Here is a 25,668-nt window from a genome sequence, read left to right as displayed (position 1 = left end):
GTCTTGGCGCAATCTGGCGGCAATGATCCTGCGGCTGTCGCGCCACGCGGCCGCACTCTGTACCGCCACCGTGGCGGTTTTCATCATCATGACGGCGATGGAGTTCCTCTATTTTCGCCAATTGAGCGGCGGTCTGCCGTCGCTCGACATGCGCTATACCGGTTTCACCCCGGATGAGGGCATGGCCTGGCTAACAGCCCTCGGCCGGCGCGGCAGCGAAATTATTCTCGTCTGGCATTACCTGACCTTCGACCTGCTTTTTCCGGCGCTGCTATCGCTGACGATGGTCAGCCTGATCCTGGCCACGGGCCGGCGGCTGAAGAATTTCCGTGCACTGCCTGCGCAAACCCAGTCGATATTCGCGGTTGTGCTGGTGCTGCCCTACCTGCTTACCGACTATGCCCAGAATATCGCCGTGGCTCGTCTTTTGTCCGATTTTCTGTCGGCCAATCCGGATTCACTATCCTTCGCCTCGGCGCTGATCGTCACCAAGTTCGCCCTACTGGCGATACCAGTGACGGTCATTGCGGCTTTCACTCTGATGGCTCAGAAACGGCCTTGAAGGCTGGGTGACAACGACAGGGGGCGTCTTGAACCAGACCGCGATCTTCTGGCCGATGCTGGCGCAGGTGCTGCTGGTCTATATCGTCTATATCGTAATGGGCCGGCGCCGCTATGGTGCGGTCAGGTCGGGCGAAGCCAAGACCGGCCAGTTCAAGACGCGCTCGACGGAGCCTGGGTCCAGTATCACCGTCGCCGACAATCTGAGCAACCAGTTCGAACTGCAGGTGCTTTTCTACGTCTTATGCTTGACGCTGCACGTGACCAATGGCGTCAATTATCTGACCTTGGCTCTGATGTGGATATTTGTCGTCTCCCGCTATCTTCACGCGTCGGTCCACTTGACCAGCAATCGGCTAATCCTGCGCAGCAGGGCATTCTACCTGGGCGCGGTAGTTCTTGCACTTGGCTGGATATGGCTAGCGCTGCATCTGCTCGGCTTGGTCTGAGCAAGCTCAAGGCTACAAATCGAACACAGCGATCTTGCGCTTGTCGAACCTGATGGCGAGTTCACCGCGCACCAGCTTGAGCGCGGCCTCGCCGAAGACGGCGCGCCGCCAGCCTTGCAATGCCGGCACGTCGGCTTCCTCGCCCTCGGCAGCGATGCGGTCGATGTCGTCACTGGAGGCGAGTACCTTGGATGCGACGCCCTCCTTTTCGGCAACGATCCGCAGCAGCACCTTCAGCAACTCCGCCGCGGCGCTTGACCCCTCCGGCGGCTGGAAGCTCTTCGGCAGCTTCGGCATCTCTTCCCTGGGCAGGGCAAGGGCAGCGTTTACCGCGCCAAGCAGTGCCGTCGCCGTCGACGAGCGCTCCCAGCCCTTCGGCGTGGTACGCAGCTTGCTCAGCGCCGCAGCGTCGCGCGGCGCCTGCTGCGCCACTTCGTAGATCGCATCGTCCTTGAGCACCCGGCCGCGCGGCACGTCGCGCTCGCGCGCTTCGCGTTCGCGCCAGGCGGCCACCGCCTGCACGATCGCCAGTTCCTGCGGCTTGCGCAGCCGCATCTTGAGCCGCTTCCAGGCATCCTCGGGATGCGGATCGTAGGTCTCGCGCGAGGTCAGCACGTCCATCTCCTCGTTCAGCCAGTGGGCGCGGTTTTCCCGCACCAACTCGGCGCTGAGATGCTTGTAGACCTCGATCAGGTGGGTGACGTCGGCGAGCGCGTAGTCGAGCTGCTTTTCGGACAGCGGACGGTGGCGCCAGTCGGTGAAGCGCGAGGACTTGTCGAGCCGCGCTCCGGTGATGCGCTGCACCAGCTGGTCGTAGGAGACGCTGTCGCCGAAGCCGCAGACCATTGCCGCGACCTGGGTGTCGAACACCGGATGCGGCACCAGATCGCCGAGATGCACGATGATTTCGATGTCCTGCCGCGCCGCATGGAAGACTTTGACGATCGCCTCGTTGGCCATCAGCCTGAAGAACGGTTTCAGGTCGATGTCGGGCGACAGCGGATCGATCAGCGCGGTCACCCCGGGCGCTGCCATCTGGATCAGGCACAGGATCGGCCAGAAGGTCGTTTCGCGAATGAATTCGGTATCGACGGTGACGAATTCCGCCTTTTCGAAAGCGGCAATAGCGGTCTCGAGTTCTTTCTGGGTGGTGATGACGTGCATCAAATCGCTTTTGGCAAGGGATAGGGTCTCTTTCAATTTCAGCCGCGCGCGCTTTCGTCAAGCGCAAGCACCTCTATCCAGGCTTTGCGGGTTCATCGGGATCGGCATTCCGCTTCGCCAACCGGGCAAAAACCGTCGAAGTGCGCAACAGCGCCGTAAAACGGCTGCGATGGGTGGCCGGCACGGCGGAGCGCGCCTGCATCCGGTAAAGGATGACGGCCACGAAGATTGCATAGACGGTGGCGCTGAACACGAACAGCGCGCTCGGCCCGAAAAATTGCATCACCGTCGAGGCTGCGAACGGCCCGCCAATGGCGCCGAAGGAATAAAACAGCATCAAGGCAGCGTTGATCAGCACGAACTCGCCCTTGTCGGCGCGGTCGTTGGAATGCGCCGCTGACAACGAATAGAGCGGCATGGCGAAGCAGCCGAAGATGAAGACGAGCAGGAAGTTGAGAAACGGGCTGCCGCCTGCCACGAATGCCAGCGCCAGTGCCGCCACCATCGCACAGCACGTCGTCATCAGCAGCACCGAGCGCCGGTCCCAGCGGTCGGAGAGATAGCCAAGCGGGTATTGGATGATGGCGCCGCCGAAAATGCCGACGCTGACGAAGGTGACGACGTCGGCGACCGACATGCCGATCTGCTCGGCATAGACCGGCGACAGGGTGCGGAAGGCGCTGTTTGTGACGCCGACGGCGATACAGCCGAAGCAGCCGAGCGGCGAGATCCGCCAGACGCGCGCCAAATCGAGCTTGACGTCTTCCGGCGGCGTCGGATTGGAGCGGTCGCCGAGCGAAACCGGCACCAGCGAAACGGTGATCATCATCGACATGATGGCGAAGATGGCAAAGCCGCCGGCGCCAAAGATCGGGATCAGGAACTGGGCGCCCGTCACCGAGCCGATGTCGACCATCCGGTAGATGGCAAGCACCCGCGCCCGGTCGGTGTTGGTGACGCCGGAATTCAGCCAGGCTTCCATGATGGTGAACAGGCCGGCAAAGCAGAACCCGCCGGCAAAGCGCACGGCGCACCACATCACCGGATCGATGACCAGCACCAGAAGCAGCGTTCCCGCCGAGGCGATCGCCGCGAGTGCCGAAAAGGCGCGCACATGGCCGACGGACTTCATGATGCGGGTCACGGCAAGGCAGCCGAGCAGGAAGCCGGCGAAATAGAACGTGCCCATCAGGCCGATCGAGGAAGCGGGAAAACCTTCCTGCGCACCACGCAGCGCAATCAACGTGCTCTGCAGGCCGTTGCCGCCGAGCAGGATGCCGGCGGCGATCAGGAGGGGGATCAGCGGGCGGATGGAGGACATGAAGGAAAGCCTGTCGTTGATCCTTCTTGAACCATCGCCTTCGCCAATGCCAGCGGCAATTCCCGGTGGCGTTGGGGCCAGCCGGGGGCCTTAATGCATGTCGCGCAAAAGTGTGCAGCGGTTTTGCGATAACGACATGCATAAAAACAAGAACCTAAAGCGCGTCGCATGAGGCCGATCGAACGCGACACGCTTTAGGTGCATTACCGAGGGGGAACTTGCGCTACCGCGTGGCGCCGGACCCTCCGTGTTGGGAACCAAGGCGTATCTTTGTAGTTCAGTGCTGGTGGGCGAATACGCGTCTTGTGAGCTGCCGGTGTGCGGAGACGGTGTCAGGCATCGACGTCGTTTCTGCTGCCCGGCCTGAAGCTCCAAAGGGAGGTCCGCCATCATGAAATTTCATTCCGCATTTGCGGCATTTGCCGTGGCCGCAGTTCTGGCTGCCGGGCCGGCGCGGGCTGTCGACCTCGCCATGGTGTCCGGAGATACCGGCAACGGCCAGAGAATCCTTCGCGAGATCCTCGATCAATACGAGAAGAAGACCGGCAACAAGGTTGGCGTCGTTCCGCTGCCTCCCTCGGCGACGGACCAGTTTGGCCAATACCGGCTCTGGCTTGCCGCCGGCAGCAGCGACGTCGACGTCTATCAAACGGACATCATCTGGGCCCCCCAGCTTGCAAGGCAGTTCATCGACCTGACCGAAGCGACCAAGGATGTCGTTGGCGCCCATTTCCCATCGATCATCAAATCGCAGACCGTGGACGGCAAGCTCGTCGCCTTGCCGATATTCACCGACGCCCCGGCGCTCTACTACCGCAAGGATCTCCTCGACAAATACGGCGCCAGGGTCCCGGCCAGCTGGGCTGAACTTGCCGATACCGCCAAGCTTGTCATGGACAAGGAGCGCGCGGCCGGCAACAAGGACATGTGGGGTTTCGTTTTCCAGGGCAACGCCTATGAGGGGCTGACCTGCGATGCACTCGAATGGGTGAAGTCGAACGGCGGCGGCCAGATTATCGAGCCGGACGGCACGATCTCCATCAACAATCCGCAAGCAGCCGCGGCGCTGGAAATGGCGAGGAGCTGGGTGGGAACCATCTCGCCGCCCGGCGTTCTGGCCTACCAGGAAGAAGAGTCGCGCGGAGTCTGGCAGACCGGCAACGCCGTCTTCATGCGCAACTGGCCCTACGCCTACGCGCTTGGCAACAGCGAAAGCTCCCCCATCAAAGGCAAGTTCAAGGTGACCACGCTGCCGCCGGGGTCGGGTGAGGGCGCGCGCCCGGCAGCAACGCTTGGCGGCTGGAATCTCGCGGTTTCCAAATATTCGAAGAACCCGGATGCAGCGATCGAGCTGGTCAAATGGATCGCCTCGCCTCAGATGCAGAAGTACCGCGCCTTGAAGGGGGCATATCTGCCGACCATCCAGGCACTCTATGACGATGCCGACATCGCCAGCGCCCAGCCGGTGATTCCGCGCTGGAAGGAAGTCGTCCTCAACGCGGTGCCGCGTCCCTCGGCCCAGGCCAAGACCAGGTACAATGAGGCATCGAGCGAGTTCTGGACCGCCGTCCACAACACCATGTCCGGCGAGGGCACAGCCGCCGACAACCTTGCCGATCTGGAGTTCTCCTTGACCAGGCTCAAGGGCACCGCCTGGTGACCTCGCCGCGCTCAGGCTCGCTGCTGGCGCGTCAGCGTGTGCGCTCGGCATGGCTGCTGCTTGCTCCGATGCTCATCGTGCTCGCCGCCGTTGCCGCTTGGCCATTGATGCGCACGATCTATTTCGGCTTCACCGATGCCTCGCTCGCCGACCTCGAAGCCCGCCGCTGGGTTGGCTTCGCCAACTATTTCTCCGTCGTGCAAATGCCGAGCGGCCGCGTCGTCTATGACGGGCTGCTCGCCGATCCGGTCTGGTGGCGCGCCGTCTGGAACACGGTGCGCTTCGCGGTGATTTCGGTGACCTGCGAGACGGTGCTCGGCATGATCGTCGCGCTGGTGCTCAACGCCAAGTTTCGCGGCCGCGGCATCGTGCGCGCCGCGATCCTCATCCCTTGGGCGATCCCGACGATCGTCTCGGCGAAAATGTGGCAGTGGATGCTCAACGACCAGTTCGGCATCATCAACGACGTCCTGCTCAAGCTCGGCCTGGTCAGCACCAAGATCGCCTGGACGGCCAGCGCCGACACGGCGATGGTCGCCGTCCTTGTTGTCGACATCTGGAAGGCGACCCCCTTCATGGCGCTTCTCATTCTCGCCGGCCTCCAGATGCTTCCACAAGAAATCTACGAGGTCGCCAAGCTCGACGGCGTCGGCGCGTGGAGAATTTTCTGGAAGATCACCTTGCCGCTCATCCGACCGGCGTTGATGGTGGCCATGATCTTTCGCGGTCTCGATGCCCTGCGCATCTTCGATCTGATCTACGTGCTAACGCCAAACAACATACACACCAAGTCGATGTCGGTGTTTGCCCGCGAGAGCCTGTTTGAGTTCGACAAGTTCGCTTCCGGTTCCGCCGCCTCGACGCTGCTCTTCCTCATCCTCGCTCTGCTGACCATGCTCGTTCTGTGGCTCGGCCGGATAAGACTGGACAAGGACTATTGATCATGTGGGGCTGCTGACCATCGTCAAGCGCACGGCTTTCTACCTCCTCGTCGCCGTTATCGTCGTCGTCGCGGTATTCCCATTTTACTACGCCATCATCACCAGCCTGAAATCCGGGACGGCGCTCTTCCAGATCGATTATTGGCCGAAGACGATTACCTTCAGCAATTACAAGACCGTTTTCACCGAGGGGACCTTCCTGCGCAATCTCGTGAACTCGCTGTTCATCTCGAGCGCGGTTGTTGTCATTTCGCTGTTCCTCGGCGTCACCGCCGCCTATGCGCTGGCGCGCATCCGCTTCCGCGGCCGCTCGGCTCTGCTCCTCACTATCCTGTCCGTTTCGATGTTCCCGCAATTGGCGGTGCTTGCCGGTCTTTTCGAGCTGATCCGCACCTTCGGCCTCTACAATTCGCCGTTCGCGCTGATCTTGTCCTACATGATCTTCACCTTGCCGTTCACCGTCTGGGTGCTCACCGCCTTCGTTCGTGACCTGCCGATCGAGGTGGAGGAAGCGGCGATCCTCGATGGCGCCACGCCCTGGATCATCATCAGCCGCGTCTTCCTGCCGCTGATGTGGCCGGCGCTGGCGACCACCGGGCTACTCGCCTTCATCGGTGCTTGGAACGAGTTCCTGTTTGCCCTGACGTTTACCTCCAGCAACGAGCAGCGAACCGTGCCGGTCGCCATCGCCCTGCTCTCCGGCAGCTCTCAATTCGAGATCCCGTGGGGCAACATCATGGCCGCATCGGTGATCGTCACCGTGCCGCTCGTCATCCTTGTCCTGATCTTCCAGCGCAAGATCATCTCCGGCCTCACGGCGGGCGGGGTGAAGGGGTGAGTGCATAGTTGAACTGGCGGCACCGAGCAGCGAACTCAGATTGACGCCTCGAGCATAAATTGATGCCGGTGGGATAGGGCGGGAAGAACGCGAACTCGACCCAGCCGCGGCTTGCCTTGACAAATGCACCCTCCCATGTGCTTTTCGCGCAAATTTTCAGGCTGGGCCATCATGCCTCGGCCGCAACCCAACATCCGGACTTTAAGAATGACAATGCATCGTTACCGCAGCCATACCTGTGCCCAGTTGAGGAAGCTCGACGTCGGCTCGACCGTACGCCTGTCGGGCTGGGTGCATCGCGTGCGCGACCATGGCGGCCTGCTGTTCATCGATTTGCGCGACCATTACGGCCTGACCCAGATCGTTGCCGATCCGGATTCGCCGGCCTTCAAGATTGCCGAGACCCTGCGCGGCGAATGGGTCGTCCGCGTCGACGGCGAGGTCAAGGCGCGCCTCGCCGACACCGTGAATCCCAATTTGCCGACCGGCGAGATCGAAATCTTCGCGCACGAGATCGAGGTGCTGTCGGCGGCCAAGGAATTGCCGCTGCCGGTCTTCGGCGAGCCGGATTACCCAGAGGACATCCGCCTCAAATACCGCTTTCTCGACCTGCGCCGCGACACGCTGCACAAGAACATCGTCGCGCGGACGAAAATCATCGCCGAGATGCGCAAGCTGATGGGCGACGTGGGCTTCACCGAATTCTCGACGCCGATCCTGACCGCCTCGTCGCCGGAAGGGGCGCGCGACTTCCTGGTGCCGTCGCGCATCCACCCCGGCACTTTCTACGCGCTGCCGCAGGCACCGCAGATATATAAGCAGCTGATCATGGTGTCCGGCTTCGACCGCTACTTCCAGATTGCGCCCTGCTTCCGCGACGAGGACCCGCGCGCCGACCGTCTGCCGGGTGAATTCTACCAGCTCGACGTGGAGATGAGCTTCGTCGAGCAGGAGGATGTGTTCACCACCATGGAGCCGGTGATGCGGGGGGTGTTCGAGACCTTTGCCGCCGGCAAGCCGGTGACGGAGAAGTTTCCGCGCATCGCCTATGATGTCGCCATGCGCAAATACGGCACCGACAAGCCGGACCTGCGCAACCCGATCGAGATGCAGGCCGTCTCGGATCATTTTCGCGACTCTGGCTTCAAGGTATTTGCCAACATCCTTGCCAACGATCCGAAGGCCGAGGTCTGGGCCATTCCGGCCAAGACCGGCGGGTCTCGCGCCTTCTGCGACCGCATGAACTCATGGGCGCAAGGCGAGGGCCAGCCCGGCCTCGGCTACATCTTCTGGCGCAAGGAGGGCGAGAAGCTTGAAGGCGCCGGGCCGCTGGCCAAGAACATCGGCGAGGAGCGCACCGACGCGATCCGACAACAACTCGGCCTTGCCGATGGCGATGCCGCCTTCTTCGTCGCCGGCGATCCGAAGAAGTTCGTCTCCTTCGCGGGAGCGGCGCGCACCCGCGCCGGCGAGGAGCTCAACCTTGTCGACCGTGATCGCTTCGAATTGTGCTGGATCGTCGACTTCCCGTTCTTCGAATGGAACGAGGAGGAGAAGAAGATCGACTTCGCGCACAATCCGTTCTCGATGCCGCAAGGCGGCATCGATGCGCTTAACGGCGAGGATCTGCTCGGCATCAAGGCGTTCCAGTACGACATGGTCTGCAATGGTTTCGAGATCGCCTCAGGCGGCATCCGCAACCATCTGCCCGAAACCATGGTCAAGGCGTTCGAGACGGTCGGACTGGACCGCGCAACCGTCGAGGAACGATTCGGCGGCCTTTACCGTGCTTTCCAGTATGGCGCGCCGCCGCATGGCGGCATGGCGGCCGGCATCGACCGTGTCGTCATGCTTCTGGTCGGCGCCAGGAACCTGCGCGAAGTGACCATGTTCCCGATGAACCAGCAGGCCTACGACCTATTGATGAGCGCGCCGTCGGAAGCCAGCCCGCAGCAGCTTCGCGAATTGTCGCTGCGCGTCGTTGCGACGAAGAAAGAGGTTTAGGAAACGCTCCGAACCGGTCCTGTGGATTCATAAAAAAGCCCGGCATCGCTGCCGGGCTTTTGCTTGAAAGCTCGGTCAGTTTTCGTTCGCCGTAACCGTCACGCCGAGCGTTTTCGGCAGGTCGAGCGGGTTGGACATGGCGCCCGCCATGATCAGCGCGAACGGCACCGCTGCCGGCGGCTCGGCCGAGACCTCGATGCTTTGCGGGTCGTCGAGGAATTTGTTGACCGCGGCCGAAACCTGCGCGGTCAGTTCCGGATTGTTGAGCTGCGCCATGCCGAAGGGCACGATCGCCTTGGCCTGGTTGGCGATGTCCTTGCCGGACATGCCTTGCTGCTTGCCGGCATAATCGAGCACCTTTTTGGTCAGGGAATCGTCATCGAAGCGGATCGAGGCGCTGTTGAACGAAAGCTGCTGCAGCAGCCCGAGCATGGCCATGCCTTGCGCCGAATTGTCGGCGCCTTCGGCCTGCGCCGCCATCTTCTTCTGCATCTCCTGCAGTGATTTGATGACGTCCAGCGTGTAGCCGCCGAGTTCGAAGGTCATGCCGAGCGTGCCGGCATTGTCGACCGATATTTCGTATTTCGACAAGTCCATCCTGCCGTCGGTAGGCTGCCAGGTGCCTTCCATCTCAAGATTGCCTGTTATGTTCTGGTAGCCGAGCGCGTTGATGACTTCCTTGGACTTCGGATCTTCGACCAGGGTCAGGTCGGCAGCGAATTTTTCCGTAGTGCCGGAGAACTCCATTGCCTTGCCGTCGGCCGGCGGCGTGATCGCGATGGCAAGCCCGTCCATCGAGAAGGCAGTCTTGTCGGCGACCTTGACGGTCATGTTTTCGAGCTCGGCCGATTTGTACATCATCAGCGAGCCCAGCGGGCCGCTTGCGCCGTCGGCCGGAACCGTCATGTCGTGGATGACGAAGGGGCTGAGATTGAGCGTGACGCCATCTTCGCTGTGTTCGAACGGCGAAGTCGATACGGTCGCGATTTGATACCCGCCATTGGCTTCGGTCACGCCTTCGAGCTTGACGTCGCCGATCTTGAGCGCCTCCTTTTCGGCCGCCGGTTTGACGGCTACGCCTTGCAGAACCATGCTGGAGGTGTCGCCGGTCACTCCGGTCCAGGAGAGGTCGACGCCCTGGGCGGCGAGGGCAGCCTTTAGCCGGTCGGCAACCGCGGTATCCTGCGCGAATGCCGCATTCAGCGGCAACGTCAGCAAAAAGGTCGAAAAAGCCAGTCTTTTAATAAGTGTCGAGTGTCTGATCGTCATCGAGAGCTCCCCTGAGAGTGTCCTGAAATTCTTTTCAAATCGTCGCGTCGTCACCATTCGGTGACGAACTGGACCGGAAAAAGGCGGGACTCGGCACAATGGTCGAAAATCGCGGCCAAAGGCAAACCCGATCCATCAGCCTTGCGATAGAAGCAGGATGTAACGGATTGATGTTGGCCGGCGTCGCGACGCTTCCAATTCCTGTTGCATAATGGATGTCGCGCAAAAATGTGCAACGGTTTTGCGATAACGACATGCATCAAAACAAGGACCTAAAGCGTCGCATGGGGCCGGTCGAACGCGATGCGCTTTAGGAGCACGCATACCGGTGTGCCTCTTGCCGCGAATCACCCGCTCGGCTAGTGCCAGCCCATGGGAAAAAGGCTTTTGCCGCCTGAAACTGGCGGCGGCGACAATATCGAGCCGGTCGATCTGAAGAAGGCGCTGGAAGAGCGCTATCTCGCCTACGCGCTGTCGACCATCATGCATCGGGCGCTGCCGGACGTGCGCGACGGGTTGAAGCCGGTGCATCGCCGCATCATGCATGCCATGCGTCTGTTGCGGCTCAACCCCGACCAGGGCTTTGCCAAATGCGCCCGCATCGTCGGCGAGGTGATGGGCAAGTTCCATCCGCATGGCGACCAGTCGATTTATGACGCGTTGGTGCGGCTGGCGCAGGATTTTTCGATGCGCTACCCGCTGGTCGACGGCCAGGGCAATTTCGGCAATATCGACGGCGATAACGCCGCCGCCATGCGCTACACCGAAGCGCGCATGACCGAAGTGTCGACGCTGCTTTTGGAAGGCATCACCGAGGACGCGGTCGATTTCCGCCCGACCTATAACGAGGAAGACGAGGAGCCGGCCGTGCTGCCCGGCGCCTTCCCGAACCTGCTCGCCAACGGCTCGTCCGGCATCGCCGTCGGCATGGCGACCTCGATCCCGCCGCACAATGCGGCTGAGCTTTGCGATGCCGCGCTTCACCTGATCGATCATCCGGATGCGCCCGTCACCAAGCTGATGGATTTCGTGCAAGGTCCGGATTTCCCGACCGGCGGCATCATCGTCGACAGCCGTGCCTCGATCCTCGAAGCCTACGAAACGGGTCGCGGTGGTTTCCGCGTCAGGGCGAAGTGGAGCCAGGAGGACCAGGGCAGGGGCACCTGGAACATAGTCGTCACCGAAATCCCTTACGGCGTCCAGAAGGCCAGGCTGATCGAAAAGATCGCCGAGCTCTTGATGGCGCGCAAGCTGCCGCTGCTCGAGGATATCCGCGACGAGAGCGCCGAGGACATCCGCGTCGTGCTGGTGCCGAAAAGCCGCTCGGTCGATCCCGGCATCATGATGGAATCGCTGTTCAAGCTGACCGAGCTCGAAAGCCGCTTTCCGCTCAACATGAACGTGTTGTCGCGCGGCAAGGTGCCGAACGTGCTGTCGCTGAAAGGTGTGCTCAAGGAATGGCTGGAGCACCGCCGCGACGTCCTGATCCGCCGCTCCAAGCACCGCCTCGGCGAGATCGAAAGGCGGCTGGAGATCCTCGCCGGCTATTTGATCGCCTACCTCAACATCGACGAGGTGATCAGGATCATCCGCGAGGAGGACGAGCCCAAGCAGGTGATGATGGCCCGCTGGTCACTCACCGACACCCAGGCTGAAGCCATCCTCAACATGCGGCTGAGGGCGCTGCGCAAGCTCGAGGAATTCGAAATTCGCGAGGAATTCAATGGCCTGACCGGCGAGAAGAAGCAGATCGAGGCACTGCTTGCGTCCGACGCCAAGCAGTGGGCGACGATCAAGTGGGAAGTCGCCAATGTTCGCCAGAAATACGGGCCCGAGACCGACATCGGCAAGCGCCGCACCGAGTTCGCCGACGCACCCGAGCATGACCTGACCGATATCGCCCACGCCATGATCGAGCGCGAGCCGGTCACCGTGGTCGTTTCAGAAAAGGGCTGGCTGAGGGCCATGAAAGGTCATCTGACCGACCATTCGGCCCTGACCTTCAAGGAAGGCGACAGCCTCAAGCTCGCCTTCCACGCCCAGACGACCGACAAGGTGCTGGTCTCCACCACCGGCGGCAAGTTCTACACGATCGGCGCCGACCGGCTGCCTGGTGGGCGTGGCCACGGCGAGCCGATCCGCATCATCGTCGACATGGACAACGACCAGGATATCGTCACCGCCTTCGTCCATGATCCCAAGCGCAAGCTGCTGCTGGTGTCGCATGACGGCAACGGTTTCATCGTGCCGGAAGAAGAAGTCGTCGCCAACACCCGCAAGGGCAAGCAGGTGATGAACGTCAAGGCGCCCGACGAAGCCCAGCGCTGCATAAGCGTCGCCGGCGACCATCTCGCCATTGTCGGCGAGAATCGCAAGATGCTGGTATTCCCGCTGGCCGAGATCCCGGAGATGGGGCGCGGCAAGGGCGTGCGCCTGCAGAAATACAAAGATGGCGGCGTCCTCGACCTCAAGACCTTCACGCTCGCAAGCGGCCTGTCCTGGCAGGATTCGGCAGACCGCACCTTCACCAAATCGCGTGACGAGCTTGCCGAATGGATTGGCGCCCGCGCCTCGGCCGGCCGCATGGTGCCGAAGGGTTTCCCGAGGACTGGCAAGTTCGGGTGAAGCGGTAATCTCCCCCCTTGAGGGGGAGATGGCCGGCAGGCCAGAGGGGGTCCCCGCGCATGAAGCGCCAGCCTCCTTTGTTCGTGGTAAGGTCGCGTCAGGACGTCCCGACCCCTCTGTCGCCTTCGGCGACATCTCCCCCTCAAGGGGGGAGATTAGCAGCTCCACCCAAACATTTGGGATGTCGTCACGATTGCTGCACTATATCAGGGCATAAGCGATACGATGGGCCAGGGAGAGGTAGCCGCTTGAAGGAAGTCAGGATCCAGAAGCCGGAGCGGCAGCAGCGTCTGTTTGGCCTGTCGATGCCGCTCAGGGCCGCTGTCATTCCGCCGCTGTCGGCGGCGCGCTGGCTCCTGGTGCTGATCGTTGCCGCCGGCGTTTATTTCTTCCACGGCTTCCTGTTCCCGGTTCTTGCCGCCCTGGTTATCGCCTTCGCCAGCTGGCCGCTCTATCGGCGGCTGCTCGCCGGCGTCGGCGGCAACCGCACCATCGCTGCGACGCTTGCGATCTTGTTCATCCTGACTTTCCTGGTGGTGCCGATCGCGCTTGCCGGCACCTACGCCATCAATGAGGTGCGCGAGTGGGTCAACTGGGCGATAGAGACCAACCGCTACGGTGCGCCGACGCCGCACTGGATCGCCACCATGCCCGTGGTGGGCGAATGGCTCAATGAACAATGGACGGTCAACGTTGGCCACCCCGGCGGTATCGGCGAACTGATCCAGCTGATCAGTGGCGCCAATATCGGCAGCATCTATCGCGGCGTGCTTGCCGCCGGCGGCAGCGCCTTCGGCCTTTTGCTGACGCTGCTATTCATGATGATCGCGCTGTTCTTCGCCTATCGCGACGGCGAGCATTTCGCCGGACAGGTCGATCGCCTCGGCGAACGCATCCTGCCGGCCAGATGGGAACGGATCTCACGCGTGGTGCCTGCGACAATCTCCTCGACGGTGACCGGCATGACCGTTATCGCCATCGGCGAAGGGCTGGTGCTGGGTATCGCTTACTGGTTGGCCGGCGTGCCGTCGCCGGTGACGCTCGGCGCGCTGACCGGCATCATGGCGCTGATCCCCGGCGGCGCACCGCTGTCCTTCACGCTGGTGTCGATCTATCTCGCGGCCAGCGGCTCGCCGATGGCCGGGCTGGCACTGTTCATCTGGGGCGCGGTCGAACTCTTCATCGTCGACAAGACATTGCGCCCGAAGCTGGTCGGCGGGCCGATAAAGCTTCCCTTCCTGCCAACCTTTTTCGGCCTGATTGGCGGCGTCAAGACGATGGGCTTTCTCGGCCTGTTCATCGGCCCGGTGCTGATGGCGCTGCTGGTCGCAATCTGGCGCGAATGGCTGCGCGAAGTGGAACTGACCGATGAGCTCGCTGCCGCCGAACCGGCGGAGCACGATGACGCACCGCCGCAGATCGAAATTGTCGCCGGACGCGCCGCCGCGAAAAAGAATCAGGCCGGGTGACTGACGGCGAAGGTGGCGCGGCGCTTGCGCCCCTCGTGCAACTGCCAGAGCGAATGGCCGATCAAGGTCATGATTAGGATCGCGCCGCCGATCAGGCTGTTGCGCGACGGTGTTTCGGCGAAGATCATCCACACCCAGACCGGCGCCAGCACGGTTTCAAGCAGGTAGAACATCGCCACCTCCGGCCCGGAGATGTATTTCGGGCCGTTGGCGAGGCAGAAGAACGAGATCGGCATGATGACGGCGCCGTTGAAGATGATCCACCAGGGTGCGTTGACGTGAAAACCCACCTTGGAAACCATCACGGCGCCGACGGCCAGCGGCAGGACGACTCCGATCAGCGCGGTGAAGCCCATATCCTTGCCGCTGGCGCGCGAGATGGTGATGGCCGCGGCGATCATGAAAGCCGAGCATAGCGCCATCAGGTCGCCGAAGAGATGCCCGGTTCCGACGGAATCGCCGACGATGATCACGACGCCGGCGATCATCAATGCCAGCGCTGCGAGCGTCAGCGGCCGTGGCCTCTCCTTCAGGAACAGCCACGACAAAACGGCCGCGAACATGGTGGTGAAGGCCAGGATGAAAACGAGATTGGCGGTCGAAGTGTTGTAGACGCCGGTGATGAAGGCGATCGAGCCGAGCCCGTAGAGGCCGGCAACGATGAGCCCTGACCAGCCCGGCACAAGCTGCGGTGCCTTTGCGCTCAGCGAGCGCCAGGCGGCCCAGATGATAAGCGTGGCGACGAAGGTCGTGCCGGTGCGCAACAGCAGGATCGTCCACGCCTCGCCGTCGGCGAGCCGGATCAGCGGAATGTCGACGGTCAGCGTCAGCCCGCCGATGGCGGTGATCAGAAGGCCTCTCTGGTGGTCGTTGTGGGAAGACATGCGGCAATTCTCGCGTAGGCTTGGAGGCGCAAAATTGACCGCCCGGTTTTCCAGCCGATCGGCCGGAAGCCCAGCGGCATCCTCCTCGAAACAATTTAAGAGTGAATACCGAAAGCGAAGATCAGCGCGAAACCGCTTCGTGATTGTAGCGTTCCCAGCCTTTCGGGCCGAGATGCTCCTGCGGCTGGAAGCGCATCTTATAATTCATCTTGCGCGAGCCGTTGACCCAGTAACCCAGGTAGACATGGGGCAGGCCCATCGCCCTGGCGCGGGCGATGTGGTCGAGGATCATGAAGGTGCCGAGCGAACGGTCCTCGAAGTCCGGGTTGAAGTAGGAATAGACCATCGACAGGCCATCGGCCATCTTGTCTGTGAGCGCCACGGCGATCAGCTCGCCCTGGCCCTTGCCGGTGATGAAGCTGTCAGGTCCGCGGCGACGGTATTCGATGACCTTGGTGTCGACATGGGTATCCTCGACCATCATGGCGTAGTCGAGCACGGTCATGTCTGACATGCCGCCACGGCGGTGGCGGGCGTCGAGATAGCTGCGGAACAGCGAATACTGTTCGGTGGAGGGTTCGGCGTCGTGCATGGCGCCGACCAGATCCGAATTATGCTGTATGACCCGTTTCAAGTTGCGGCTGGCGGTGAATTCCTGCGCCAGGATGCGCACCGACACACAGGCGCGGCAGGTCTCGCAGGCCGGCCTGTAGGCGATGTTCTGCGACCGCCTGAAACCGCCCTGCGTCAACAGATCGTTCATCTCGGGGGCCTTGTCGCCGACCAGGTGTGTGAACACCTTGCGCTCGAACTGGCCCTCGAGATAGGGACATGGCGAGGGCGCGGTCAGAAAGAACTGCGGCGACTGGGTCGGGTGCTGCGTCATCGAGCCTTGGAAACACTCCTGCGAATCGCTCTACCTTTGGCGCGGACGCCGAAAAATTCAACAGGATTGTGAAAGCCTGGTTGATTGGACGTCTTCACATTTGTGCGCAAAGGCTGCGGCCGCGCTTCAAAAGTCTGCTCAGCGGCCGCTGCGGCTGACGACGGTGCCGAGCAGCAGGTCGTGCAGCGTGCGCTTGCGGTCGGAAAACAGGCTCACCAGCAGGACCAGCGGCGAAAGGATGACATTGCCGGCCCAAAACAGCACCGAATGCACGACGGCGGTCAGCCCGTCGATGCGGCTGCCGTCGAGCCGGTCGAGCCGGATGCCCATCATCTTCATGCCGGTGGTGGCCTGGTCTTTACTGCCGAGCGTGTTCCAGATGTAGAGGATGGCGACGGCCGGCACGAGAATGGAAAACAGCATCCAGCCGAGGCCGAGCGTCAACAGCCCGAACAGGAACACCAGGATCGCGAATGGAATGGTGAGCAGCGCGACGATGAAATAATCGATGACAAAGGCGAGAATGCGCCGCGTGCGCACGCCCTCATAGGCGCGGACATCTTCGAGCCTGCTGGTGATGATTTCGCCGTCGAGAACGCGAGCGTTCATGTCATTTCCTCGTAATCGAACCCGGGTTAATGCACGGGGCCGCTTCTTGGTGAAATGGTGAAGGTTCGCGGCGGAATCAAGATCGAGCCTTTCGCCGCCGTGTAGATGGTGACGGAGTGCCTGGGGCCGTCTGACTTGTTGAATTCACGGCGCGGATAGCGTTAGTTTGCTGCGGCGCAACAAAGCGCGCCGAGCCGAGGGGACGGGGCGACATGGACTACGACATGCTGGTCATCGGCAGCGGCCCATCCGGGCGCCGCGCCGCGGTGCAGTCGGCCAAGCTCGGCAAGTCGGTGCTGGTGGTCGACAGAGGCCGGCGTCTCGGCGGCGTGTCGGTGCATACCGGCACCATACCGTCGAAGACGTTGCGCGAGACGGTGCTCAACCTCTCCGGCTGGCGTGAGCGCGGCTTTTATGGACGCGGCTACCGCGTCAAGCAGGACATTTCGGTCGGCGATCTGGTCGAGCGCCTGCACAAGACGCTCGACCATGAGGTCGAGGTGCTGCAGCATCAGTTCATGCGCAACACGGTCAAGAGCGCGCGCGCCGCGGCAAAATTCCTCGGCGCCAACAAGGTCAGCCTGACCACCGACACCGGCGACTACAGCGAGGCTGGCTTCTCCCATGCGCTGATCGCGGTCGGCACCCGGCCGCACCGGCCGCACGACGTGCCGTTCGACAAAACACGGATTTTCGACAGTGATGAGATGCTGGAGCTCGATCGCCTGCCGCGCACGCTGACGGTGATCGGCGCCGGTGTTATCGGTGTCGAGTATGCGACGATCTTTTCGGCGCTCGACGTGCCGGTGACGCTGGTCGAGCCGCGCAATACGATGTTGGATTTTGTCGACCGCGAGATCGTCGACGACTTCATCCATCAGATGCGCGACCGCGGCATGACCATCCGATTGGGCAGTGCCGTCAAGGAGATCGCCTCCAAACCCGACTATGCCGAGGTGACGCTGGCCGACGGCCGCACCATACGGTCCGAGATCGTGCTTTACGCCGCAGGGCGTACCGGCAATGTCGGCAGCCTGGGCTTGGAAACGGTCGGCATCGAGTCCGATTCCAGAGGCCGCATCAAGGTCGATCCGCAGACCTTCCAGACCAGCGCGTCCAACATCTATGCCGCCGGCGATGTTATCGGCTTTCCGAGCCTGGCCTCGACCTCGATGGAGCAGGGCAGGGTGGCCGCCTGCCATGCCTTCGGCGTGCCCTTGCCGCCGCCGCCCGAAACCTTTCCCTATGGCATCTACGCCGTGCCGGAAATCTCCACGGTCGGGCAATCCGAGGAGCAGGTGCGTGAGAGTGGTGCCGCCTACGAGGTCGGCGTGGCGCGGTTCCGCGAGACATCGCGCGGCCACATCATGGGCGTCAACACCGGCTTCCTGAAGCTTCTGTTCTCGATCGAAACACGCCGTCTGCTCGGCGCCCATATTGTCGGCGAGGGCGCGACCGAACTCATCCACATTGGCCAGGCGGTCATCAATCTCGGCGGCACCGTCGACTTCTTCGTCAACAACACCTTCAACTATCCGACGCTGGCCGAAGCCTACAAGATCGCCGGGCTGGACGCCTGGAACCGAATGGGGCGAGGGTAGACCATGATCCCGAATCGAAGGACCGCGTGGGCATCGGTTTTGCTGCGCGGACCTTCGGGATGGGGGCAGGACACTCAGCAGTGGCGCATTGCAACCGACATGGTGGCCGTTGCGTTTCAGCCAAACGGATTGCCGAACAGGGCAAAGCAATGACTGGGGCAGCGCCAAGGAAAACCTTCGCCTGGATTTCCCGAAACACGGTGCTTCTGGCGCTGGCGAGCCTGTTTGCCGACATTTCGACAGAGATGCTTTATCCGATCCTGCCGATCTTCCTAACCCAGACTCTGCACGCAAGCGGGAGCGTCGTCGGTCTGGTCGACGGAATCGCCCAGGCGACGCAGAACATCGTGCAAGGTTTTTCGGGCTGGCTCTCGGACAGGCTTCAGAAGCGGAAACCGATAGCCCTCATTGGCTATTTTCTGGCCTCTATCGCCAAACCGCTGATCGGCGTGGCCACGGTGTGGCCGATGGTCCTGGGCGCGCGGTTTGTGGATCGGCTCGGTGCAGGTTTCCGGTCCGCTCCGCGCGACGCGCTCCTTGCTTCGTCCGTGGCCGACGAGCACCGAGGCAAAGCATTCGGCCTAGAAGGCATTGGCGACAATCTGGGAGCGTTTCTGGGACCACTGCTCGCGGTGCTGCTTCTCATCGCCCTCAAAGTCGATATCCGCTGGATCTTCTATCTCGCGCTCATTCCCGGTCTCCTCGCCTTCCTCATGGTGGTGTTGGTGCACGAGCAGCCACTGGCCGTAGCCGCAAAGGCCAAGATCGACATCAATCTGCGGCAGTTTCCCAAAGCCTATTGGACCTATCTCTTGGTGACAGCTCTCTTCGGCATCGGCAATTCGAGCAATGCGTTTCTGATTCTGCAAACACAGGATATCGGTGCCTCTTTGGAGGCAACCATTCTTATCTATGCAGGCTTCAATCTCGTTGCGGCGCTGATTTCCTACCCGGCCGGCTTTCTATCGGACCGCTTCGGCCGCAAGGGCGTGTTACTGTCGTCCTTCGTCATCTTCCTGATCGCCTATCTCGGCTTCGTCTTGACCCGGAACATCTATCTGATCGGGCTGCTTTTTGCCTTCTACGGGTTCTATCAAGGCATCTTCCGCTCAGTCGGCAAGGCATTCGCCTCGGACTTCGTGCCGCAAGAGCTGCGTGCCAGCGGCATCGGCTGGTACAGCACCACGGTCGGCCTGCTGGAACTCGCGGCAAGCGTTGTCGCCGGACAGCTCTGGGATCGTGTAAGCCATGAGGCGGTGTTCATCTACGGCGCTGTCTTCGCCGTGGTCGGCAGTGCTGGTCTGCTTGCCCTGATCCCCTGGCGAACCGACGGTCATAGTGTGTCGGCGGCGTCGTAGTGCTGCCGGGGCGTTGCCGATGATGAGCAGCCTTTAATAAAACGTTCTACTCAAACTGAAAGGTCCCCGGTCATGACGCCCGTCAGTGTTCGCTATATTGTCGACGATGTCGCCGCTTCCATCGATTTCTACGTGAAGCATCTGGGCTTTGCCATTGAACGGGATGCGCGGCCGGCTTTCTGCTCGGTCACGCGCGGCGATCTGCGGCTTCTGCTGAGCGGGCCGGAGAGCTCGGGCGCACGGGCGATGCCGGATGGCCGCCGGCCGGTGCCGGGAGGGTGGAACCGCATCGTGCTGGTGGTGCCGGATCTGAAGCAAGAGGTTGCGCGCCTGAAGGGCGCCGGGCTCGCCTTCCGCAACGATATCATCAACGGCGTCGGCGGCTCGCAGACCCTGCTCGAAGACCCGTCCGGCAATGCGATCGAGCTATTCCAGCCCGCCGCACACTGACATTCGATGGTCGGGCCCGCGTTGTGCGTGCGCTCAATCCGCTCGTTCAGCGGTTGCCTGACCCCGCCAGCCACTGCCTGACGATTTCAGCATCCGCGTCGCCGATTTCATGGCCGGAGGCAATGGTGTGGGTCTCGACCTTGGCGCCATGCGAGCTCAGTAGAGCGGCCAACACGGGGGCGAAAGGCGCGTAGGTCAGGTCGGCGGCGCCGGCGACGATCAGAGCCCGCGCCTTCGACAGGTCGGCCGGCGGCACCTCGTCGAGCACCGGCATGGGGCGCAGCAATGCAGCGCGCTCGATGAGGCCCGGATGCAGCGGCATGACGCTTGAAACCAGATTGGCGCCGTTCGAATAGCCGAGAAAGGTCGCGCGGCGGAGATCGAGGCTGTGGCGCTTCGCGACGCCGGCGACGAAGCTTGCAAACGCATCTGCCTCCGCGCGGATACTTGCCTGCTCGAATCGCGTCGGGGTGATTCGCGTGAACCAGCGGAAACCGTCCTCCTGAGGGATGCGGCCACGGACCGTAACCAGCGCCGCATGCGGCGCGATTTGCCGACCAAGCGGCAGCAAGGTCGTCTCGTCGACACCCGATCCATGCAACAGGAACAGCCAGTCACCGGGTAAATTGGCGGATCGATGGAGCCGGTAGAAAAAGCCTGAATTCTCCTGCAAAATACCGTCTTCGAGGCTTTGCTCGGCCATAGTCACATCCTTTTGATTCCGCGTTACTTTCGTTAATTTGCCGGCTTCAAAACGGAATATTTTCAAGCTCCGCGAAAGTTGATTGAACCGGGCGCATTTCAGTCCGTTTCTTTGCCGATATAATCCCCGCGGGGGGATCGAAGCAGTGTGCGCCGGGTGGTCGCCCGAGGGATCGCATGCCGGGCATGAACAACCAGCTTTAAGGCCTTTTATCGATGACCATGCCAGTTTCGCCGGAACGCGATACGCGTATTGATGTGTTCCGGGCTCTCGCCCTCCTGACCATATTCGTCGACCACGTGCCTGGCACCGTTTTCGAAACCCTGACCTACAAGAATTTCGGGTTTTCGGATGCGGCCGAGGCCTTCGTGCTGATCTCCGGCATGTCCGTCGCTCTCGCCTACGGCACTAAGTTCCAGCCGGGAAACCGGCTGATTGCAACACTGAAAATGTGGCGCCGCGCCGGTGTGCTCTATGTCACCCACATCGTCACGACGATGGTGGTCATGGCTATCTTCTGCGCGGCGGCGGTGTTTGCGAAACGGCCGGATCTTCTGACGCTGATCAACATCGAGCCGCTCGTCAGGAACCCGCCACAAGTCCTGGTCGGCATCGTCACGCTCGGCCATCAGCTCGGTTACAACAACATACTGCCGGTCTATGCGGCGCTGCTGTTGATGGCTCCGGTCTTCCTGCTGTTCATCAGCTACCGGCCACTGGCGGCGCTCGCAGTATCCGCAGCCCTTTGGCTGATTGCCGGAATCTACCAGATCGCGCCGCCGAACTACCCGGAGCCCGGCTTCTGGTTCCTCAATCCGCTGTCATGGCAATTGCTGTTCAATATCGGCATGGCCAGCGTGTTGCATGTGCGGCGCGGCGGCACCATCCCTGTCAATCGCTGGCTGGTCGGCGCGGCCGCCGCCTATGTGCTGACGGCGCTCGTCTGGGTGCACAGCCCGCTGTGGGGGCATGTGTCGTGGCTCGACCTGCCGGTGGTGCTGACCGGTTTCGACAAGACGTTCCTGTCGTTGCCGCGGCTGCTGCACATCCTGGCGATGAGCTACCTAGTCGTCGCCTTGCCTTTCGTCTCGAACCTGTTCCGCACCGGCCGCGACAATCCGCTCGCCATATTGGGCAAACGCTCGCTGCCGGTTTTCATTGCCGGCACGGTGATTGCCATGACGGCGCAGGTGATGAAGCTGGTCAACCCGGGCGGCTTTGCCTATGACAGTCTGCTGCTCGCCGCCGGCATCGCCATGCAGTTCGCGCTCGCCTTCTATCTGGAATGGCTGTCCGCTATCGGCTGGTCCGGCAAGGGCAAGCCGGTCCGCAACGAGGCGCCGCCGGTCCGTCCATCCTTTGGCATCGGTCCGATGGCGGCCAATCGATAAGATTTGGAGCCGATCTGCCCAGTCAACCTGTGCCTGGCGGCGGCCGGGACGACGCCCTGACGACAAGTTCGACGCCGAGCGTTTCTCGCCGCACCGTGCCGTCGAAGTCGAGGATTCTTCGCGCTGCCCGGCGGCCGATCTCGGCGATCGGCTGGGCGATGGTGGTGAGCGGAGGCTCGCAAATTGCGGCTTCAGGCACGCCGTCGAAGCCGACGACGGAAACATCGCGAGGAACCGCGATGCCCCGCGCGCTGAGCCATTCCAATGCTTCCATCGCGACCCGGTCCGACATCGCCAGGATGGCGGTCGGCGGTTCCGCCGAGGCGAAGAGGGTTTCGAGGCCGGCCTTTGTGCTGGCCTCATCGTTTTCAGTCTCGTAGACCGGCACCTTGGCGGTATCGACGCCGAACCGGGAAAGCTCTTCGAGATAGCCGAGGAGGCGGTCACGGGTTCCTGTATAGACTGCGGTCCGGACCTGCTCGGGCGAGACAAGTCCGGTGCTGTCGTCGGCGAAGGCCAGCGACAGCACGGCGAAGCGGCGATGTCCAAGTTCCGCCAGATGGCGCGCCGCGAGCCGGCCGCCGGCAACATTGTCGACGCCGATCGCGGAGACCGTGGCGTCCTGCGAGCCGAGCTCGAGCGCGACGAAGGGGAGCTTGCGTTCGCGCGTCAGCTCGACGAGGCGCGGACCGCCCTCGATGCAGAACAGGATGAAGCCGTCGACCAGGGCGCTCTGGATATTCCAGGCGAGTTTTTCCTCGTTGCCGGCCGACACGAGGGCTATTCCCGCGCCGGTGGCGTCGCATGCCTCCGAGATGCCGGCCATCATCACGCGCGCAAAGGGGTCGTCGAAGAAATAGGACAGCGGCTCGGTTGTGGCGACGCCGATCGCATTGACCTTGCCGGCGCGCAGCAGGCGGCCCTTTGGATCGGGGCCGGCGTAGCCCAGCGCCTCGGCCGCCGCCTTGACGCGCTCGCGGACTTCCTCACGCACGATTTCGGGACGGCTGAAGACATTGGAGGCGGTGCCGTGTGATACGCCCGCGGCTTTGGCGATGTCCGCCAGCCGGATGGGCCTCCTGCCTTCGGTGAGTGATGCCATTTGTTTGTCTCCGGGACTCCGGTCCAACAGTATCGCCGACTACCTAACACCTTCGTTGGATCGATTCAAATTTTTGCTTGACATTTGTGGTGCGATGCGTATTCTTTGAATCGATCCAAGAGCGTTTTTCGTCCCCAGATTGGATCGATACAAGAGGAGAGCGCCATGCACCCCGTCAATTATCTGTTCGAGGACATTTACCGGAACGACTGGAGCATCCGTTCGAGCGCGGAGGCCCGGAAGCGGCGAGACAGGACCGGTCCGTGGATTCGCGACCTGGGTTTCCTCGTAGGACGCAAGCGGAGCTGATCGGTGGCCTATTTTTGTGCCCGCTGATTGGATCGATTCAAAAAACTAGAGGAGATTAAACCATGCACCCGATCAAGCATCTGTTCGAAGACATCTATCGCAATTATTGGGGCATCTCGCCGGCCACCGAACGGCCGGAGCGGCGGCGTGTAGTCAAGACGACCAACAGCGATGGCCAAGTCCGGCCCGAACGTCCGCGAGACTGAGCTGGCAAGACACAGCTCGTGGATCGAGGGCGGCTGGCGAAGGAGCAGCGGCCGCCATTGGTTGCCGCATCAATGGCGGCGCGGGCGCACCAGCGCCGAGGCGGCCATCATCAGCCAGCCGCCGATGAGCAACGTGCCGCCGATCGGCGCCGACATCGGGAACAGCCGCGAGCCAAGGAAGTCGCGGGCCAAAAGATCTCCCGAGAATAGCAGAAGCCCGACGAGAAGGATGAGGCTTCCGGTTCGCAGGATGCTATTGCCACCGAGCAGCCCGACGGTAAGGAAGACCGGCGCATGCAAGAGCAGGAAGGATGCGGCCGTACCGACGAAAGCGCCGCCGAGATGTGCCGCCGCCGCCGAAAGCGCCACGCCGGTTGCGCCGCATAGGCCGCCGGCAAGAACCAGAATGCGGCCGCCTGCCGCGTGTTCATCCGTGCTCATTTCCACGCCTCCGTGATTCCTGGCGACCGCCTGAGATAGTGCCGCGAACCGTGTCAGGATTTGCCGGCTTCCGCCAGCATGTCGAGTTCGCGGCGCGACTGGACCAGCCAGTTATAGGCCGCTCCGCCCGCCATCAGAATGGATGTGCCGAGAAACACCGAGCGCATACCGAAATGGCCGCCGGCGAAGCCGCCGAGCAACGGTCCGGCGACCTGCCCGACATATTGCGCCGAGATCGACAAGCCCAGTACGTTGCCGCCGACCCCGTCGGGCACATTGTGGCGGATGACGCTGGTGATGCAGGGCAAAAGACCGCCAAGCGCCAGGCCCATCAGGAAACGCAGGCCGACGAGTTGCCAGCCCTGGGTAACGAAGGCCTGCGGGATCAGCAGCAGCGCCGAGACGGCGAGTGCGGCAACGATGACGTTCCAGTGGCCGATACGGTCGGCGAGCTTGCCGAGCCGCGACGCCGACAGGATGGCGCCGAGCGCTGCCGCGGACATGACGATGCCGGAGACCAGCGTGACCTGGCTCTGATCTTCGATGAGCTGCTGGACATAGACGGTGATGATCGGCTCGATCGACATGGTGGCGAAACTCAACAGCATGCCGGTCGCCAGCATGGCGACGACGGGGCGCTTGTCGGGAATCTGCGACCAGCCGTCTTTCACTTTTTCTTCTGACGCGGCCTTGGCGGCAACCGGGCGAGGCGCCTCCTTGATCAGCAAGGTGGTTGCCAGAAAAGCCAGGAAAATGACGCCGCCGGCGAGCAGGAATGTGGCGCGGATGCCAATCAGCGGCGGCAGCGCGCCGCCAAGCAGCGGACCGACCAGGGCACCGGCCGTGATTCCGGCCGACAGCACGCCCAGCGCCCAGCCGGAGCGATCCTTCGGCGTCTGCATGGCAACCAGGATGGTCGAGCCCGAAGAATAGCCACCGGCAAAGCCGATCAGCAGGCGCAAGAGCACCAATTGCCAGACAGTCTGCACCATGCCGGCCAGCGACGTGCACAGCGCCATACCGAAACTGGCGCGCACCAGCATCAGTTTGCGGCCGTAGCGGTCGCCTAACCGCCCCCACAGCGGTGCGACCAGCGCGGCGGCAAGGAAAGTGGCGCCGTAGGCGACGCCCGACCACTGCACGATCGCCGCATGGCCCTCGGCGCCCAGCTGCTCGACGTAGAGCGGCAGGAAGGGCAACAGCAGCGTCATTGCTACAAGCGTGCTGAACGAGCCGGCAAAACACACGGCGAGATTGCGGCGCCAATGGACGTTGTGCGTGGCGCGATTGGCGTCTTGCGGCATGTCTGTCCTGTCCGGCCAGCTTGCATGAAAACTTGCTGTGGATACCGATTTGGGATACCAAGCTGGTATCTGTCATGAACGCAAGCCCCGTGGCTGTCAATGCGGGCCTCTCAAACATATCGA

At 62.3% G+C, this 25,668-nt stretch carries 23 protein-coding genes; 13 read left to right on the top strand and 10 right to left on the bottom strand.

Features of this window, described 5'->3' with window-relative positions; genetic code table 11:
* Positions 1-22 precede the first annotated feature (22 nt).
* Positions 23-562: a hypothetical protein gene (locus NKI67_RS20820; protein WP_031211165.1), complete on the top strand. Its 540-nt coding sequence runs from the start codon at positions 23-25 to the stop codon at positions 560-562.
* A gap of 28 nt (positions 563-590) precedes the next feature.
* Positions 591-1,010, top strand: a complete 420-nt coding sequence (locus NKI67_RS20815; protein ID WP_023674453.1) for an MAPEG family protein — start codon at positions 591-593, stop codon at positions 1,008-1,010.
* Between the two features lie 12 nt (positions 1,011-1,022).
* Here the strand turns inward: NKI67_RS20815 and rnd are convergent, their stop codons facing one another.
* Together rnd and NKI67_RS20805 are read right to left on the bottom strand one after the other, a co-directional pair.
* Complete coding sequence (gene rnd, locus NKI67_RS20810; RefSeq protein ID WP_023674454.1) at positions 1,023-2,174, bottom strand: ribonuclease D; 1,152 nt, start codon at positions 2,172-2,174, stop codon at positions 1,023-1,025.
* Positions 2,175-2,247: 73 nt separating this feature from the next.
* Positions 2,248-3,495: an MFS transporter gene (locus NKI67_RS20805; protein ID WP_023674455.1), complete on the bottom strand. Its 1,248-nt coding sequence runs from the start codon at positions 3,493-3,495 to the stop codon at positions 2,248-2,250.
* 391 nt (positions 3,496-3,886) lie between these two features.
* Here NKI67_RS20805 and NKI67_RS20800 point away from each other — a divergent pair, with 391 nt between their 5' ends.
* The 4 genes from NKI67_RS20800 to aspS all read left to right on the top strand — a co-directional run bounded on the left by NKI67_RS20800 (position 3,887) and on the right by aspS (position 8,938).
* Positions 3,887-5,155 carry an ABC transporter substrate-binding protein gene (locus tag NKI67_RS20800; RefSeq protein WP_023674456.1) on the top strand — a complete coding sequence of 423 codons (1,269 nt, stop codon included), beginning with the start codon at positions 3,887-3,889 and terminating at the stop codon, positions 5,153-5,155.
* Positions 5,156-5,223: 68 nt separating this feature from the next.
* Positions 5,224-6,096: a carbohydrate ABC transporter permease gene (locus tag NKI67_RS20795; RefSeq protein WP_156937283.1), complete on the top strand. Its 873-nt coding sequence runs from the start codon at positions 5,224-5,226 to the stop codon at positions 6,094-6,096.
* Between the two features lie 10 nt (positions 6,097-6,106).
* Positions 6,107-6,934 (top strand): carbohydrate ABC transporter permease, encoded by an 828-nt coding sequence (locus tag NKI67_RS20790; RefSeq protein WP_352646602.1) that lies wholly within the window; start codon positions 6,107-6,109, stop codon positions 6,932-6,934.
* Between the two features lie 213 nt (positions 6,935-7,147).
* Positions 7,148-8,938: an aspartate--tRNA ligase gene (gene aspS, locus NKI67_RS20785; RefSeq protein WP_352646600.1), complete on the top strand. Its 1,791-nt coding sequence runs from the start codon at positions 7,148-7,150 to the stop codon at positions 8,936-8,938.
* A 75-nt stretch (positions 8,939-9,013) separates the two neighbouring features.
* Here the strand turns inward: aspS and NKI67_RS20780 are convergent, their stop codons facing one another.
* Positions 9,014-10,207, bottom strand: coding sequence for an aq_1923 C-terminal domain (locus NKI67_RS20780; protein ID WP_023674460.1), 1,194 nt, complete (start codon positions 10,205-10,207; stop codon positions 9,014-9,016).
* Positions 10,208-10,579: 372 nt separating this feature from the next.
* Here NKI67_RS20780 and parC point away from each other — a divergent pair, with 372 nt between their 5' ends.
* Positions 10,580-12,832 (top strand): DNA topoisomerase IV subunit A, encoded by a 2,253-nt coding sequence (parC, locus tag NKI67_RS20775; protein ID WP_352646583.1) that lies wholly within the window; start codon positions 10,580-10,582, stop codon positions 12,830-12,832.
* Between the two features lie 248 nt (positions 12,833-13,080).
* Positions 13,081-14,301 (top strand): AI-2E family transporter, encoded by a 1,221-nt coding sequence (locus NKI67_RS20770; RefSeq protein WP_352571482.1) that lies wholly within the window; start codon positions 13,081-13,083, stop codon positions 14,299-14,301.
* On the opposite strand, the gene NKI67_RS20765 is transcribed toward NKI67_RS20770, so the two are convergent.
* The 3 genes from NKI67_RS20765 to NKI67_RS20755 form a co-directional block, all read right to left on the bottom strand.
* Positions 14,289-15,185: a DMT family transporter gene (locus NKI67_RS20765; RefSeq protein ID WP_352571480.1), complete on the bottom strand. Its 897-nt coding sequence runs from the start codon at positions 15,183-15,185 to the stop codon at positions 14,289-14,291. The genes NKI67_RS20770 and NKI67_RS20765 overlap by 13 nt on opposite strands.
* Positions 15,186-15,306: 121 nt before the next feature.
* On the bottom strand, positions 15,307-16,071 hold the full coding sequence (locus NKI67_RS20760; RefSeq protein ID WP_352456566.1) for an arginyltransferase: 765 nt from the start codon (positions 16,069-16,071) through the stop codon (positions 15,307-15,309).
* A 138-nt stretch (positions 16,072-16,209) separates the two neighbouring features.
* Entirely contained in the window at positions 16,210-16,680 is a 471-nt protein-coding gene (locus NKI67_RS20755; protein WP_023674465.1) for an RDD family protein, read from the bottom strand.
* 212 nt (positions 16,681-16,892) lie between these two features.
* On the opposite strand from NKI67_RS20755, the gene sthA reads away from it, so the two are divergent.
* The 3 genes from sthA to NKI67_RS20740 all read left to right on the top strand — a co-directional run bounded on the left by sthA (position 16,893) and on the right by NKI67_RS20740 (position 20,089).
* The gene (gene sthA / locus NKI67_RS20750) at positions 16,893-18,281 is read left to right on the top strand and encodes a Si-specific NAD(P)(+) transhydrogenase (RefSeq protein WP_352571479.1); all 1,389 of its coding nucleotides are present in this window, start codon (positions 16,893-16,895) and stop codon (positions 18,279-18,281) included.
* 149 nt (positions 18,282-18,430) lie between these two features.
* A complete protein-coding gene (locus tag NKI67_RS20745; RefSeq protein WP_352571478.1) occupies positions 18,431-19,639 on the top strand; it encodes an MFS transporter in 1,209 nt (402 codons plus the stop codon).
* A 72-nt stretch (positions 19,640-19,711) separates the two neighbouring features.
* Entirely contained in the window at positions 19,712-20,089 is a 378-nt protein-coding gene (locus tag NKI67_RS20740) for a VOC family protein (protein WP_352571477.1), read from the top strand.
* A gap of 46 nt (positions 20,090-20,135) precedes the next feature.
* Here the strand turns inward: NKI67_RS20740 and NKI67_RS20735 are convergent, their stop codons facing one another.
* The gene (locus NKI67_RS20735; protein WP_023674469.1) at positions 20,136-20,792 is read right to left on the bottom strand and encodes an alpha/beta hydrolase; all 657 of its coding nucleotides are present in this window, start codon (positions 20,790-20,792) and stop codon (positions 20,136-20,138) included.
* A gap of 215 nt (positions 20,793-21,007) precedes the next feature.
* Here NKI67_RS20735 and NKI67_RS20730 point away from each other — a divergent pair, with 215 nt between their 5' ends.
* Complete coding sequence (locus tag NKI67_RS20730) at positions 21,008-22,183, top strand: OpgC family protein (protein WP_352646580.1); 1,176 nt, start codon at positions 21,008-21,010, stop codon at positions 22,181-22,183.
* Between the two features lie 22 nt (positions 22,184-22,205).
* Here NKI67_RS20730 and NKI67_RS20725 read toward each other — a convergent pair whose 3' ends face one another.
* Positions 22,206-23,285 carry a LacI family DNA-binding transcriptional regulator gene (locus NKI67_RS20725; protein ID WP_352571476.1) on the bottom strand — a complete coding sequence of 360 codons (1,080 nt, stop codon included), beginning with the start codon at positions 23,283-23,285 and terminating at the stop codon, positions 22,206-22,208.
* 371 nt (positions 23,286-23,656) lie between these two features.
* Here NKI67_RS20725 and NKI67_RS20720 point away from each other — a divergent pair, with 371 nt between their 5' ends.
* A complete protein-coding gene (locus tag NKI67_RS20720) occupies positions 23,657-23,800 on the top strand; it encodes a hypothetical protein (RefSeq protein WP_023674473.1) in 144 nt (47 codons plus the stop codon).
* A gap of 69 nt (positions 23,801-23,869) precedes the next feature.
* Here NKI67_RS20720 and NKI67_RS20715 read toward each other — a convergent pair whose 3' ends face one another.
* Positions 23,870-24,241, bottom strand: coding sequence for a DUF423 domain-containing protein (locus NKI67_RS20715; RefSeq protein WP_023674474.1), 372 nt, complete (start codon positions 24,239-24,241; stop codon positions 23,870-23,872).
* 53 nt (positions 24,242-24,294) lie between these two features.
* A complete protein-coding gene (locus NKI67_RS20710; protein ID WP_352646578.1) occupies positions 24,295-25,545 on the bottom strand; it encodes a multidrug efflux MFS transporter in 1,251 nt (416 codons plus the stop codon).
* Positions 25,546-25,668: the final 123 nt, after the last annotated feature.

Source organism: Mesorhizobium sp. M0408 (genome assembly GCF_040321495.1).
Classification (GTDB): domain Bacteria; phylum Pseudomonadota; class Alphaproteobacteria; order Rhizobiales; family Rhizobiaceae; genus Mesorhizobium.
This window is presented reverse-complemented; position numbering and strand designations above follow the sequence as displayed.

Bases quoted from the DNA above. Each gene is read 5' to 3' on its own strand.
- NKI67_RS20820 (WP_031211165.1), top strand. From the start codon at position 23: ATGATCCTGCGGCTGTCGCGCCACGCGGCCGCACTCTGTACCGCCACC.
- rnd (WP_023674454.1), bottom strand. From the start codon at position 2,174: ATGCACGTCATCACCACCCAGAAAGAACTCGAGACCGCTATTGCCGCT.
- NKI67_RS20805 (WP_023674455.1), bottom strand. From the start codon at position 3,495: ATGTCCTCCATCCGCCCGCTGATCCCCCTCCTGATCGCCGCCGGCATC.
- NKI67_RS20800 (WP_023674456.1), top strand. From the start codon at position 3,887: ATGAAATTTCATTCCGCATTTGCGGCATTTGCCGTGGCCGCAGTTCTG.
- NKI67_RS20795 (WP_156937283.1), top strand. From the start codon at position 5,224: ATGCTCATCGTGCTCGCCGCCGTTGCCGCTTGGCCATTGATGCGCACG.
- aspS (WP_352646600.1), top strand. From the start codon at position 7,148: ATGCATCGTTACCGCAGCCATACCTGTGCCCAGTTGAGGAAGCTCGAC.
- NKI67_RS20780 (WP_023674460.1), bottom strand. From the start codon at position 10,207: ATGACGATCAGACACTCGACACTTATTAAAAGACTGGCTTTTTCGACC.
- parC (WP_352646583.1), top strand. From the start codon at position 10,580: ATGGGAAAAAGGCTTTTGCCGCCTGAAACTGGCGGCGGCGACAATATC.
- NKI67_RS20765 (WP_352571480.1), bottom strand. From the start codon at position 15,185: ATGTCTTCCCACAACGACCACCAGAGAGGCCTTCTGATCACCGCCATC.
- NKI67_RS20760 (WP_352456566.1), bottom strand. From the start codon at position 16,071: ATGACGCAGCACCCGACCCAGTCGCCGCAGTTCTTTCTGACCGCGCCC.
- NKI67_RS20755 (WP_023674465.1), bottom strand. From the start codon at position 16,680: ATGAACGCTCGCGTTCTCGACGGCGAAATCATCACCAGCAGGCTCGAA.
- sthA (WP_352571479.1), top strand. From the start codon at position 16,893: ATGGACTACGACATGCTGGTCATCGGCAGCGGCCCATCCGGGCGCCGC.
- NKI67_RS20745 (WP_352571478.1), top strand. From the start codon at position 18,431: ATGACTGGGGCAGCGCCAAGGAAAACCTTCGCCTGGATTTCCCGAAAC.
- NKI67_RS20740 (WP_352571477.1), top strand. From the start codon at position 19,712: ATGACGCCCGTCAGTGTTCGCTATATTGTCGACGATGTCGCCGCTTCC.
- NKI67_RS20735 (WP_023674469.1), bottom strand. From the start codon at position 20,792: ATGGCCGAGCAAAGCCTCGAAGACGGTATTTTGCAGGAGAATTCAGGC.
- NKI67_RS20730 (WP_352646580.1), top strand. From the start codon at position 21,008: ATGACCATGCCAGTTTCGCCGGAACGCGATACGCGTATTGATGTGTTC.
- NKI67_RS20725 (WP_352571476.1), bottom strand. From the start codon at position 23,285: ATGGCATCACTCACCGAAGGCAGGAGGCCCATCCGGCTGGCGGACATC.
- NKI67_RS20720 (WP_023674473.1), top strand. From the start codon at position 23,657: ATGCACCCGATCAAGCATCTGTTCGAAGACATCTATCGCAATTATTGG.
- NKI67_RS20715 (WP_023674474.1), bottom strand. From the start codon at position 24,241: ATGAGCACGGATGAACACGCGGCAGGCGGCCGCATTCTGGTTCTTGCC.
- NKI67_RS20710 (WP_352646578.1), bottom strand. From the start codon at position 25,545: ATGCCGCAAGACGCCAATCGCGCCACGCACAACGTCCATTGGCGCCGC.